This window comes from Vibrio ulleungensis (genome assembly GCF_016900875.1).
In the GTDB taxonomy this organism is placed as follows: domain Bacteria; phylum Pseudomonadota; class Gammaproteobacteria; order Enterobacterales; family Vibrionaceae; genus Vibrio; species Vibrio ulleungensis.
Genome location: NZ_JAFEUM010000012.1, coordinates 1 through 13,524 on the forward strand (window position 1 = coordinate 1; position 13,524 = coordinate 13,524).

A 13,524-nucleotide genomic window follows, 5' to 3' on the forward strand; every position below is an offset into this window, starting at 1 on the left:
GGTCACTCAGTTCATTGAAATCGTTTTTTGTTTTACTTTTTATAAAAAAAGTAAAAACAAGTAGCGATTATCATCAACGAGTGCCCACACAGATTGATAGGTTTATATTGTTAAAGAGCGTTGTTCTTTCGAACCCCACTGAGGTCTCCCTCGAAGTGGACGGCCATTCTAGCGACTTGAGTCTCAGTGTCAAACACTTTTTTGCTTTTTATTTCGAAGCGTATTTTTGAATCGAAATTGTGCAAATGACTCAGCCACTTGGCCTACTGATGCGGCTGAAGCGTTGTGCGCTCTACCGTGTCAGTGAGGCGGCATTATAGAGATCCGAATCACATTGGCAAGTGTTTTTTGAAAGAAAAACGCAACTTTCTACCGTTTGAATAAAAGTTGGCCAAAACTCATCAAAAGTGACGCTTTACTCACCTAATTGTTTAACATTTTGGGCAAATAGGCCCACTTTTTCCCAGTTGGTGTATTCCACCTCTTTTGTAGTATCCGTTTCACCGCCTGTCATTGACATGATGAAACGAATCATAAATCGGTCAAACAGGTTATAACGAGGATAATAGAGCGCGCCAGCAAATACGCCAATCAAAGTAGGTGTCCATGGTGACTTCTTGAGAAAGGTCTTTATATAGGCACTACCTTCTGGCGTATCCTTTCCTTGGTCTTCTTTGCGTGCGGTGAGATTGACACAGAAGAACGCGGCATTCGCTTTTTCTAGCTGTGACTGATGTTGCTCTATAAATTGATAGAGCTTTTTATTGAGGTGCCCATATCGAATAGAGGCGCCTATGACGACTTTGTCATACGCAGTGAGATCAACAGTACCAGCCTGGTGAATATCCATGGTCTCACATTCGTGCCCATCCAACTTACTCTCTATATAAGAGAGAATCTTCTTGGTTTGCCCTTCTCGGGTAGAATGCAATAAAAGGGTTTTACTCACGGGATGTCCTTATTAGGTGTCGGTGCACCACTTTAAGCAGCTACACACAAAACTAGAGCGAGGCTAGTTTCGCCAAAATGTTGGGGTAAAAAGAATCAGCAAAGTGAAGATCTCTAATCGACCGAAAAGCATACTGATCACCAGTATCCATTTAGCCGCATCATCGATGTCTCCATAATGCAAAGCCACGTCACCAAGACCTGGCCCTAAATTGTTCAGCGTCGATGCGACCGCCGAGAACGCCGTTAGCTCATCCATACCTGTCGCAATAAGTGCGAGCATACACAATACAAACACCAACGCGTACGCAGAGAAAAAGCCCCATACCGCATCTATAACTTTAGAGGATAGCGCTTTGCCTCCTACTTTGATGGTGTATACCGCTCTAGGGTGAATCAATCGCTTTACTTCACGCGCACCTTGTAAGGTGAGCAGCAATATACGAATGACCTTCATACCGCCGCCAGTCGACCCCGCACATCCGCCAATAAAGGCTGAGAACAGCAATAACACCGGTAGAAACAACGGCCAGTCTGCAAATCCTGTCGTGGTAAAGCCTGCAGTGGTTGATATTGAAACGCTTTGAAAGAGTGCTTGATCAAAGGCTTCGTAGTATGAATCGTAGGTATGGTGATTGAGCAAAATTAAGAAGCACACACTAAACAGCGCCAGTTGAATCGCTATAAAGGCTCTAAACTCTGGGTCTTTTACGTAATATTTTGGATGAACACCACCTGAAGCAAACACCGCGAAGTGCAGTGAATAGTTCACAGCAGAAATGAGCAAGAACACCACGGTAATCATGTTAATGGCGTAACTGTCAAAATAAGCCATGCTGGCATCGTGGGTAGAAAATCCTCCAATGGCTATGGTCGAAAAGCTATGACAAATCGCATCAAAGGCCGACATCCCAGCCGCCCAAAAGGCCGCAGCACAGGCAATGGTTAAGGTAAGGTAGATGTACCAAAGAGCCTTAGCGGTTTCCGCTATTCGAGGTGTCATCTTAGAGTCTTTAACCGGGCCAGGAATTTCGGCGCGGTACAGCTGCATGCCACCGATCCCCAATACGGGTAATATAGCAACAGCCAAAACAATGATCCCCATACCGCCAAACCACTGCAGCAACTGACGATAAAACAAAATAGCCTTGGGTAGGTCATCTAAGCCAACAATGACTGTTGCCCCAGTTGTCGTTAACGCTGAGAACGATTCAAAAAACGCATTGGCGACAGAAACATTAGCACTATCTAGCAACAAAAACGGCAAAGCACCCGCACTACCCAGTACCGTCCAAAATAGGACGACAATCAAAAAGCCATCACGGGCTTTAAGCTCATGTTTATAACGACGGTTTGGGAACCAGCAAAAAAAGCCGGCTACAAGTAAAGTAAAGAAAGTGCCCACAAAAGGTACACCAGCACCATCACGATAGATCAGCGCCACGAGCGCAGGTGCGAGCATGGTAAAGCTGAACAGTGCTAAAAGAAGACCGACAATGCGGATAATAGAACGAAACTGCATTAGATAATTATACGGCAGAGGCTGACTAACTCGCTTCTGCGTCACTTTCCTTAGTAATCAGGGCTTTCGCTCCCGTTTTATTGATCACAGCTTGTACAAAGTTGGCTTCGTTCAAACACTCAATCTCTACCGTTAACCTCACACTAGTCACATATTCACAGGCAAACTCTGTCGCCCCGAACTGTTGCATCAGGTTTTGGATAAGGCTCAATAAGCTGTAGTCTACCTCTATGGTCAATAAGGTGGTGATTTTTTTCTCAATTGTTTGAACAAGCTTTAACGCTTGCTGCACTCCACCCCCATAGGCTTTCACCAACCCGCCTGTTCCAAGCTTGATTCCACCAGAATATCGCGTAACCACCGCACTGATCTCACCAATATGACTTCCAGAAAGCTGAGCCAATATCGGTTTCCCTGCGGTCCCTGATGGCTCTCCATCATCCGAGAACCCCCACAACATAGAGTCGGTGGGCCTTCCTGCGACAAACCCCCAGCAATTATGGCGCGCACTTGAATGCTGCTGTTTCACACTCTGAATAAACGCCTTCGCAGCATCGATAGATGGCGTGTGCGCCAACTGAGTAATGAAGACACTTTTTTTGATTTCTTCTTCAAACACCGTGGAGTCGTTTGGGATCAGATATGGCTGATGGGATGGCATGAACGAGTTTTAGGTTATTTATATCAAACAAAACCGAAGTGTATCACGACCAACTTTTAAGTCTAAGACTACCATTAGGGTGTGTTTCCCCACACAATGTTAAACAGTTGTTTAAAAAATGTATTGAAGTTTATTTTTGAAACGGTCAAACTGGCACTGGTCTAACCAGAACAGATATTAAATTGTTTTTGGGTTTACTCACCTGAATGCAGCATAACGTTAGGCCCTCTGTACAACACTACATCGACGCTAATCAGCGTGTTATGGAGAACAACAATGATTTACCAAGCGGAAACGATAAAGGTAGAAGCCAAACAAGATGGGATTGTGGAACTCTCATTTTGTGCCCCTGGTCCGATTAACAAATTGGATCTGGCGACACTTGAATCTTTAGATAAAGCCCTCGATGCGATTAACCAATATGCCGGCTTGAAAGGCGTATTACTCACCAGTAATAAAGATGCCTTTATTGTCGGTGCTGACATCACCGAATTTTTAGGTCTATTTGCAAAACCTGACGCTGAGCTTGACCAATGGTTACAGTTTGCCAATGGTGTATTCAATAAATTAGAAGACCTCCCTGTTCCTACACTTTCTGTCCTTAAAGGCCACACTCTAGGTGGTGGATGTGAGTGTGTACTTGCGACCGACCTACGTATTGGTGATAAAACCACCAGCATTGGTCTGCCAGAGACAAAACTCGGCATAATGCCTGGGTTTGGTGGCTGCGTAAGACTACCAAGAGTCATCGGTGCTGACAGTGCCATGGAGATTATTACTCAAGGTAAGGCGTGCCGTCCTCAAGAAGCGCTTAGCATTGGGTTGCTCGATGCCGTTGTCGATACCGATGCGCTTGAAGCTTCAGGATTAAGCACACTAAAACAAGCCATAAGTGGAAAAATCGACTGGCAATCACGCCGCAAACAGAAAACCTCAGCACTTACACTGAGCAAGCTAGAGTCAATGATGAGCTTCACCATGGCTAAAGGCCTAGTGGCTCAAAAGGCAGGACCTCACTACCCTGCTCCAATGACTGCGGTTAAAACTATTGAAGAAAGTGCTCGTTTCGATCGCGACGAAGCGCTGGCGGTCGAGCGCAAACATTTTGTGACACTGGCAAAATCTGAAGAAGCTAAGTCACTGGTCGGGTTGTTCCTTAACGACCAATACCTTAAAGGGCTTGCTAAGAAAGCGGCAAAGTCTGCAACAGTGCAAACCGAGCGTGCTGCAGTCCTTGGTGCTGGCATCATGGGGGGCGGGATCGCCTATCAATCGGCACTTAAAGGCGTTCCTGTGATCATGAAAGACATCGCGCAAGCGTCACTTGATCTGGGTATGAATGAAGCGAGTAAATTACTGAATAAGCGCCTTTCTCGAGGTCGAATAGACGGCTTTAAGATGGCGGGTATCCTTTCGTCAATTACTCCTAGTCTTCATTATGCTGGTATCGACAGCTCAGACATTATTGTTGAAGCGGTGGTCGAAAACCCGAAAGTAAAAGCCGCTGTTTTAAGCGAAGTTGAGCAGCACGTAGGTGAGAATGCTGTGCTAACCTCGAACACTTCAACCATTCCAATCAATCTACTGGCTCAGTCACTTAAACGTCCTGAAAACTTCTGTGGGATGCACTTCTTTAACCCTGTGCATCGTATGCCGCTGGTTGAGATCATCCGCGGAGAGCACACCTCTGATGAAACTATCAACCGTGTTGTGGCCTATGCAGCGAAAATGGGTAAATCACCCATCGTTGTGAATGACTGCCCTGGTTTTTTTGTTAACCGTGTCCTTTTCCCCTACTTTGGCGGGTTTAGCCTACTGCTGCGAGACGGCGGTGATTTTACTCAAATAGACAAAGTGATGGAGCGCCAGTTTGGCTGGCCAATGGGACCTGCGTATCTTCTTGATGTTGTCGGCATCGACACTGCACATCATGCTCAAGAAGTGATGGCACAAGGCTTCCCTGAGCGCATGAGTAAAGATGATCGCGACGCGATTGACGTGTTGTATGAAGCAGAGAAGTTTGGCCAGAAGAATGGGTCTGGATTCTACAGCTACACCAAAGACAAAAAAGGTCGCCCGAAGAAGGTCTTTGATGAGTCCGTGACCGATCTACTCGCGACAACCGTGCAAAATCACAATGAATTTGACGCGCAAACCATCATTGAACGAGTGATGATTCCGATGATCAACGAAGTGGCTCGTTGTCTAGAAGAGAACATTATTGCCTCGCCACAAGAAGCCGACATGGCACTGGTTTATGGATTAGGTTTCCCTCCGTTTAGAGGTGGTGTGTTCCGCTACCTAGACAGCCTAGGGTTAAACCAATACCTCGCGATGGCTGAGAAGTATCATCACCTAGGCGCGATGTATCAAGCACCGCAACTGCTGATTGATATGGCGTCTAAAGGGGAAAGTTTTTACGGTTCCCAACAACAAGGTTCTATTTAAGGAGTGTGTGTCAGATGAGTTCTCAAATGAAAAACGTCGTAATAGTTGATTGCTTGCGCACACCGATGGGTCGCTCGAAAAATGGTGCTTTTCGCCATACTCGCGCCGAAGACCTTTCAGCGCACCTGATGAAGGGGATACTAGAGCGCAATCCGCAAGTGAACCCGAGTGAGATTGAAGATATCTACTGGGGCTGTGTACAGCAAACGTTAGAGCAAGGGTTCAATGTTGCTCGCAACGCAGCCTTGTTAGCAGGCTTACCCATTGAAATTGGCGCGGTAACCGTGAATAGATTGTGTGGTTCCTCGATGCAAGCCCTGCACGATGGCACTCGCGCAATCATGACCGGTGATGCCGATATTTGTCTCATTGGTGGTGTTGAGCACATGGGTCACGTTCCTATGAACCATGGCGTCGACTTCCACCCTGGTATGTCTAAGAATGTGGCAAAGGCCGCTGGCATGATGGGTCTTACTGCAGAGATTTTGGGCAAACTGCACGGCATTAGTCGTGAACAGCAAGATGAATTCGCCGCACGCTCTCACGCCCGTGCTCATGCGGCTACCGTTGAAGGTCGATTCAGTAACGAAATTTTACCTATAGAAGCGCACGCTGCAGACGGTACTCTGTTTACCTTAGATTACGATGAAGTTATACGTCCAGAAACGTCCGTTGAGGGCCTTTCTTCACTGCGTCCGGTGTTTGACCCAGCCAATGGCACGGTCACTGCGGGTACCTCTTCTGCTCTGTCAGATGGTGCCTCAGCAATGCTTATCATGAGCGAAGATAAAGCCAATGAACTGGGCTTAACCATTCGCGCCCGCATTAAGGGCATGGCGGTTGCAGGTTGCGATCCTTCTATTATGGGATATGGTCCTGTACCAGCCACTCAAAAAGCACTGCAACGTGCGGGTCTCACCATTGATGATATGGATGTGGTAGAGCTGAATGAAGCCTTTGCTGCTCAGGCGTTGCCGGTTGCTAAAGATCTTGGGTTGCTGGATGTAATGGACGAAAAGGTCAATCTCAACGGTGGTGCTATAGCGCTAGGTCACCCATTAGGTTGCTCTGGCTCTCGCATTTCGACGACGCTTATTAACCTCATGGAAGCACAAGATGCCAAGTACGGTCTCGCTACCATGTGTATTGGTCTTGGGCAAGGGATAGCCACGGTGTTTGAACGCCCATAGCATTTCAATCACTGATTAGTCATTTCCCAATAGCGGCTTTATGCCGCTATTTTTTTCATTCAGTTTAGTCTACTGTCTTTAAATGCAAAAAACGCATGAATTTAATGACAAAGTTTCATTATTTTCATTTAAGTTTTAGGTCTACACTATCTACATACGCTTACGAACCCTCTTCTGGAGACTTTTATGTTTAATGCACTCGTTCTAAATCAACAAGATAAACGCACTATCGCCAGCATCGAGCAACTTGACGACTCACAACTGCCCGAGGGTGAGGTTGTGGTACAGGTGGATTATTCATCATTGAATTATAAAGACGGCCTGGCGATCACCGGTAAAGGTAAAATCATTCGCAACTTTCCTATGGTACCTGGGATTGACCTTGCTGGCAGCGTGATCAGCAGCAGTGACTCACGTTACACCCAAGGGGACAAAGTTGTCTTAACCGGTTGGGGCGTTGGTGAAATTCATTGGGGCGGTATGGCTGAGCGTGCTTCGCTTAAAGCCGACTGGTTGGTTCCACAACCACAAGGGTTAGATGCCAAGCAAGCGATGATGATAGGCACTGCAGGCTTTACCGCGATGTTATGCGTGCAAGCATTGATTGATGGTGGTGTTAAACCTGAAGACGGTGAAATACTAGTAACGGGCGCCAGTGGTGGTGTGGGTTCAGTGTCAGTCACCCTCCTGGCCGAACTGGGTTACAAAGTCGCGGCAGTAACGGGTCGATTGGAACAAAATGGGCCATTGTTAGAAAAACTAGGCGCAAGTCGAGTCATTGAACGCAGCGAATTTGAAGAGCCAGCACGTCCACTTGAAAAGCAAGTATGGGCAGGCGCTATTGATACTGTCGGCAGCAAAATGCTGGCGAAGGTTCTGGCGCAAATGGACTACAACAGTACGGTTGCTGCGTGCGGCTTAGCAGGAGGGTTTGATCTCCCGACAACGGTTATGCCGTTTATTTTGCGCAACGTACGCCTGCAAGGCGTCGACTCAGTAAATTGCCCGCAGCAGAAACGTGTTCAAGCTTGGGAAAATCTTGCTAAGTTGCTGCCACAAAGTTACTACCAACAAGCCTGTACTGAGATTGAACTTGAGCACGCACCACAGTTTGCTGAGTCCATCACTAACGGCGAAGTCACTGGTCGAGTCGTCATTAAGCTATAGTCACTAAGCTATAGTCGCTATGCTGTTGAGTACTCAGGTAACTCACTGCACAAGTAGCTAAATACTCGAGCAGCACCAGTTCACTAGCTGTATACCCATCTAACCAGAGCGCTTAACCCAGTGCTCTGGTTGGTATTATTCCAAGCCCATATCATCGATACGCTTGGCAATTAGCCGGCCGCATTCTTCTTTCACAATCGAACGTAACCACTCTTGAGCCGGTGCATTGTCACATCGTGTATGCCAAATCATTGAGTAGTCAAACGCCGTAAACTTAAAAGGTAATGGCTTAACCACCAAGTCATAGCGCTGCGCCACCAAATACGCGAGGTCGGCAGGTACAGTCATAATAAGGGGCAACTGTTCAATCACCGACAGCGCCGACTCTAAATGATAGGCTCGCAGCACCAATTTCGGTTTATCTTTCCCAGAAAGAGCCTCATCAATCAACGCTTTAACTCCATCGCTAATGGCGATCATCGCTTGCGGATAGCTTAGGTAGTCCTCTATTGTCATATCGCGCTGGGCGATTGGATGACGTTTCGATACCATGCACAGTACACCCACTCGTCCCAATACTTCACGACGTAAAGGCTCGACCGGTCCAATAGGCCGGCAAATTGCTAAATCGGCGCCTTCGGTCGTCAACTGCTCTAAAATACGATCGTGTTGTAAGGGCAAAAAGTTAAAAGAGACTTTTGGCGCTTCTTGATACAACCTTGGCAGCGCAAAGGGCAAAATGGTTTGCATTGCGTAATCGGTGGTCGCTATAGTGAACGTTTGCTGGCATTGGCTGGGGTCAAACTCTTCTGGAGACAAGAGACTGCGCAGTGATTCAAGCGGTGTGCCCAACGCATCGTTCACTTGAAGCGCTTTTTGCGTTGGGATCAGCTTTTGACCTTGTCGAGTAAACAAAGGGTCATTGAGTAACACTCGCATGCGCCCAAGAACGCGACTCATTGCAGACTGACTCAAATTTAGCCGCGCGGCGGCCTTACTGACACTGCACTCTTCAATCAGTACCCGTAATGCCACCAGCAAATTTAGGTCTCTACGGTATATCTCTTCTAGCTCCATTGGATGCTCTTGCTGATAAAATCTAGGGCTATTGTAATCGGAAATAACGCTCGTCTTGCACCTAAGCACGAATTTTAGGCAAAAAAAATCCCGCATATACAGCGGGGAAGCCCAAGAAAACTGGGAGATAGTGTCGGAATGACAGTACAAGTAACACGCCAACGAACAGTCATATTGGGATAGACGCTCGTTGATTTAACTTCTTATACAATATTTATCGTTTTGATAAATAAGAAGTAAATACCAAGTTGTTACTTATTTGTTAACCTTAAGTTAAAATTAAATTTAACCCCTTTTTTAGGATTTGCCAAGTAACTATTGAATATTTTTTACACGAATGTATTATCTGCGCGTTCGCTCACAGTCCGAGTTTTTACTCGACTTTATCCGTAAAGAGCGACCCTTCAGGCTAATCACAGCCTCGTGACCGTGACCAGTAAGTGAGAAATTATCATGTCTTTTGATGCACAACACATCGATCGAATTTTGGAAGCCGAAGGATTGCGCTGCCCTGAGCCAGTAATGATGGTTCGTAAAACCATTAGGAAGATGGAAGTCGGAGAAACATTACTAGTAAAAGCCGATGACCCTTCAACCGTTAGAGACATCCCGAGCTTCTGTCGATTTATGGATCATCAGTTAGTGGCAGAGCAAACCGCAACCAGCCCTTTTGAGTTTGTGATCAAAAAAGGCATCAGTTAGCCACTCACAGCGTAATAGGGGAAGCTCTACCCTTCCCCGTAAGCCCAAGTTAAACGATGCGACAGCTCGGATATACTCGCTGCGGACAAGCATTGATAGTCAATTACTTAACAACACTGTCGTCGAGCTGTTTGCGGATTTTTAGGAGCTCTTTACGCATTGGGATAATGTGTTGAACGCGGATCCAGGATTCGGCACACAATCCAGTCATCACAATGGCACCAACAACCATTGGCAACCACATATCCGTGATCATCATGCCAATTAGATTCAGTGCTAATGCGAAGGTAAACAAGTACGCCTGACTTTGCGGTGTAATGCCCATGTAACGTGTGAACATAGTCTTGCCCTCTCTCTACCACTCTCATTCCAATGTGAACCTGAAATATGACAGTTTGATGTCAACGACTGCCTATTTAACCCCCTATTGATCGCGAATAATTTTACTTTTCGAACAAAATTACGCAGTGAGATCGTCGATTGAGCCATAACAAGCTCCATTTTTTGACTGCTCGAGTCTTTTTTTTCGTCTGGACCGGATTTCTCTTAAGTTAACGCTACATTGATCCCCGCAAACTGGGTATACTTGAACGTTATTTTGTTCACTTTGACTAAAGAATCGCGCGAACCTGACTATGCAAAAATACGATATCAAAACCTTCCAGGGAATGATCCTCGCGCTGCAGGATTACTGGGCACAAAACGGCTGTACCATAGTACAACCGCTAGATATGGAAGTAGGTGCTGGCACCTCTCACCCAATGACATGTCTACGTGCACTTGGCCCAGAGCCAATGTCTACGGCATACGTTCAACCTTCACGCCGTCCGACCGATGGTCGTTACGGTGAAAACCCGAACCGTCTGCAGCATTACTATCAATTCCAAGTGGCTCTAAAGCCCTCTCCAGATAATATTCAGGAGTTGTACCTTGGCTCACTAGAAGTTCTTGGTGTCGATCCACTGGTTCACGATATTCGCTTTGTTGAAGACAACTGGGAAAACCCAACACTAGGTGCATGGGGTCTCGGCTGGGAAGTTTGGCTAAACGGTATGGAAGTGACTCAGTTTACCTATTTCCAGCAAGTTGGCGGACTTGAGTGTAAGCCTGTTACTGGCGAGATCACTTACGGTATCGAACGTCTAGCAATGTATATCCAAGAAGTGGACTCTGTGTACGACCTTGTATGGAACGTGGCACCCGATGGCACGAACGTGACTTACGGTGATATTTTCCACCAAAATGAAGTTGAGCAGTCAACCTACAACTTTGAGCACGCTGATGTTGATTTCCTTTTCACTTTCTTCGACCAGTGCGAGAAAGAGTGTAAAGAGTTGCTTGAGCTTGAGAAGCCACTTCCGCTTCCTGCTTACGAGCGCATCCTTAAAGCTGGCCACGCATTCAACATCCTTGATGCGCGCAAAGCTATCTCGGTGACAGAGCGCCAACGTTACATCCTTCGCATTCGCAATCTGACTAAGTCTGTTGCAGAAGCATACTACGCATCTCGTGAAGCACTTGGCTTCCCAATGTGTAAAAAGTCTGGCGAGGAGAAGTAATCATGGCAAAAGAATTTCTAATTGAACTGGGTACTGAAGAGCTACCACCAACGCAGCTTCGCACACTAGCAGAAGCATTCGCATCAAATTTCGAAGCGGAACTTAAAGGCGCAGATCTCGCGCACGAAGGCGTGAAATGGTACGCAGCACCTCGTCGTCTAGCGCTTAAAGTAGCCAGTCTTGCAGAAGGCCAAGCGGACAAAGTGGTCGAAAAGCGTGGTCCTGCAATTTCTGTCGCATTTGACGCAGACGGTAACGCGACCAAAGCAGCCCAAGGCTGGGCGCGTGGTAACGGCATCACTGTTGAACAAGCCGAGCGTCTGGTTACAGACAAAGGCGAATGGCTACTGTTCAAACAAGAAGTCAAAGGCAAAGCAACTACCGAAATCGTGGTCGATCTTGCGGCAAAAGCACTGGCTAACCTACCTATCGCTAAACCAATGCGCTGGGGCAACAAGACAACTCAATTTATTCGTCCAGTAAAAACACTCACGATGCTAATGGGCTCTGACCTTATCGAAGGTGAGATCCTAGGGGTTGCTTCTAGCCGCACTATCCGTGGCCACCGCTTCATGGGTGAGCAAGAGTTCACTATCGATTCTGCAGAGCAATACCCAGCAGTCTTAGAAGAGCGCGGTAAAGTGATGGCGGATTACGATGCACGTAAAGCGATCATCCTTGCCGACTCTCAAAAAGCCGCTGCGGCAGTTGGTGGTACGGCTGACCTAGAAGATGATCTGGTAGAAGAAGTGACCTCTCTGGTTGAATGGCCGGTAGTACTTACCGCAAAATTCGAAGAAGAGTTCCTAAAAGTGCCTTCTGAAGCGTTGGTATACACCATGAAAGGTGACCAGAAGTACTTCCCAGTTTATGACGACAACAAAAAGCTGCTTCCTAACTTCATTTTCGTATCGAACATTGAATCAAAAGAGCCTCGCCACGTTATCGAAGGTAACGAGAAGGTGGTTCGTCCACGTCTAGCGGATGCAGAGTTCTTCTTTAACACTGACCGTAAGCGTCCTCTTATCGACCGTCTACCAGAGCTCGACCAAGCTATCTTCCAAAAGCAGCTAGGTACGATCAAAGACAAGACTGACCGCATCACCGAACTTGCAGGCTTCATTGCTGAGCAAATCGATGCTGACGTCGAAAAATCTAAGCGTGCGGGTCTTTTAGCTAAGTGTGACCTAATGACATCAATGGTCTTTGAGTTTACCGATACTCAAGGTGTTATGGGCATGCACTACGCCACACACGATGGTGAAGACGAGCAAGTTGCCTTGGCACTTTACGAGCAATACATGCCTCGTTTTGCCGGTGATGACCTGCCGAGTACAGGTATCTCCTCTGCTGTTGCGATGGCAGATAAGCTGGATACTATTGTTGGCATTTTCGGCATTGGTCAAGCGCCTAAGGGCTCTGATCCCTTTGCACTGCGTCGTTCATCTTTAGGTGTGCTACGTATCATTGTTGAAAACGGCTACAACCTTGACCTTACTGATCTCATCGCAAAAGCGAAAGAGCTGTTAGGTGACAAGCTGACCAACGAAAACGTAGAAGCTGATGTCATCGACTTCATGCTCGGTCGTTTCCGTGCGTGGTATCAAGACGCTGGATTTAGCATCGATATCATTCAAGCGGTATTGGCGCGTCGTCCAACCAAACCCGCTGATTTTGATCAACGCGTTAAAGCCGTATCTCACTTCCGTGAGTTAGACGCAGCTGAGGCCTTAGCCGCGGCAAACAAACGTGTGGGCAATATTTTGGCGAAGTTTGATGGCGAGTTGTCGACTGATATCGACCTATCACTGCTTCAAGAAGATGCCGAAAAAGCGTTAGCAGAAAACGTTGAAGTGATGACCGAAGCGCTAGAGCCTGCTTTTGCAACAGGCGACTATCAAATGGCACTGAGCAAGCTTGCAGACCTTCGTGAGCCTGTAGATGCCTTCTTTGATAACGTTATGGTTATGGCCGATGACGAAGCACTTAAGAAGAATCGCCTCACACTGTTGAACAACCTACGTAATCTGTTCCTACAGATCGCCGACATCTCTGTATTGCAGAAATAAACGGTTAAAGCGATTGCCTAAATCAAGAAACCTCGGACCATGTTCGAGGTTTTTTTTGTCTTTAAATTGAGCACTTGGGGTCATCCCCCCTGTTCATCTTTCAATGACCGTCCGATTTTACGTTTATTTAACGTTTTGCGCTGACAAACGCTAAGCGCTGGAGTATGTTATCGCATCAATG

The 13,524-nt window shown here is 46.8% G+C and carries 11 protein-coding genes; 6 read left to right on the forward strand and 5 right to left on the reverse strand.

Translation table 11 applies throughout. From position 1 onward, the window contains the following. Positions 1 to 415: 415 nt before the first annotated feature. The 3 genes from hemG to JQC93_RS19130 all read right to left on the reverse strand — a co-directional run bounded on the left by hemG (position 416) and on the right by JQC93_RS19130 (position 3,131). A complete protein-coding gene (gene hemG / locus JQC93_RS19120) occupies positions 416 to 949 on the reverse strand; it encodes a menaquinone-dependent protoporphyrinogen IX dehydrogenase (RefSeq protein ID WP_205159941.1) in 534 nt (177 codons plus the stop codon). Positions 950 to 1,012: 63 nt separating this feature from the next. After that, positions 1,013 to 2,470 carry a TrkH family potassium uptake protein gene (locus JQC93_RS19125; RefSeq protein ID WP_205159942.1) on the reverse strand — a complete coding sequence of 486 codons (1,458 nt, stop codon included), beginning with the start codon at positions 2,468 to 2,470 and terminating at the stop codon, positions 1,013 to 1,015. A gap of 25 nt (positions 2,471 to 2,495) precedes the next feature. Next, entirely contained in the window at positions 2,496 to 3,131 is a 636-nt protein-coding gene (locus JQC93_RS19130) for a YigZ family protein (RefSeq protein ID WP_205159943.1), read from the reverse strand. Positions 3,132 to 3,407: 276 nt separating this feature from the next. Here JQC93_RS19130 and fadB point away from each other — a divergent pair, with 276 nt between their 5' ends. The 3 genes from fadB (at position 3,408) to acuI (ending at position 7,936) form a co-directional block, all read left to right on the forward strand. Further along, positions 3,408 to 5,579 (forward strand): fatty acid oxidation complex subunit alpha FadB, encoded by a 2,172-nt coding sequence (gene fadB / locus JQC93_RS19135; protein WP_205159944.1) that lies wholly within the window; start codon positions 3,408 to 3,410, stop codon positions 5,577 to 5,579. A 26-nt stretch (positions 5,580 to 5,605) separates the two neighbouring features. Beyond that, entirely contained in the window at positions 5,606 to 6,769 is a 1,164-nt protein-coding gene (gene fadA / locus JQC93_RS19140; RefSeq protein ID WP_205160000.1) for an acetyl-CoA C-acyltransferase FadA, read from the forward strand. A gap of 186 nt (positions 6,770 to 6,955) precedes the next feature. After that, the gene (gene acuI / locus JQC93_RS19145; RefSeq protein WP_205159945.1) at positions 6,956 to 7,936 is read left to right on the forward strand and encodes an acrylyl-CoA reductase (NADPH); all 981 of its coding nucleotides are present in this window, start codon (positions 6,956 to 6,958) and stop codon (positions 7,934 to 7,936) included. Between the two features lie 135 nt (positions 7,937 to 8,071). Here acuI and JQC93_RS19150 read toward each other — a convergent pair whose 3' ends face one another. Beyond that, positions 8,072 to 9,013, reverse strand: coding sequence for a LysR family transcriptional regulator (locus tag JQC93_RS19150; RefSeq protein WP_205159946.1), 942 nt, complete (start codon positions 9,011 to 9,013; stop codon positions 8,072 to 8,074). A gap of 453 nt (positions 9,014 to 9,466) precedes the next feature. On the opposite strand from JQC93_RS19150, the gene tusA reads away from it, so the two are divergent. Next, complete coding sequence (gene tusA, locus JQC93_RS19155) at positions 9,467 to 9,715, forward strand: sulfurtransferase TusA (protein WP_205159947.1); 249 nt, start codon at positions 9,467 to 9,469, stop codon at positions 9,713 to 9,715. Between the two features lie 103 nt (positions 9,716 to 9,818). Here tusA and JQC93_RS19160 read toward each other — a convergent pair whose 3' ends face one another. Continuing rightward, the gene (locus tag JQC93_RS19160; protein ID WP_205159948.1) at positions 9,819 to 10,055 is read right to left on the reverse strand and encodes a hypothetical protein; all 237 of its coding nucleotides are present in this window, start codon (positions 10,053 to 10,055) and stop codon (positions 9,819 to 9,821) included. 295 nt (positions 10,056 to 10,350) lie between these two features. Between JQC93_RS19160 and glyQ the strand changes: the two genes are divergently transcribed. Both glyQ and glyS read left to right on the forward strand, forming a co-directional pair. After that, entirely contained in the window at positions 10,351 to 11,274 is a 924-nt protein-coding gene (gene glyQ / locus JQC93_RS19165; RefSeq protein ID WP_205159949.1) for a glycine--tRNA ligase subunit alpha, read from the forward strand. Between the two features lie 2 nt (positions 11,275 to 11,276). Next, positions 11,277 to 13,343, forward strand: coding sequence for a glycine--tRNA ligase subunit beta (gene glyS / locus JQC93_RS19170; RefSeq protein WP_205159950.1), 2,067 nt, complete (start codon positions 11,277 to 11,279; stop codon positions 13,341 to 13,343). Positions 13,344 to 13,524 lie beyond the last annotated feature (181 nt).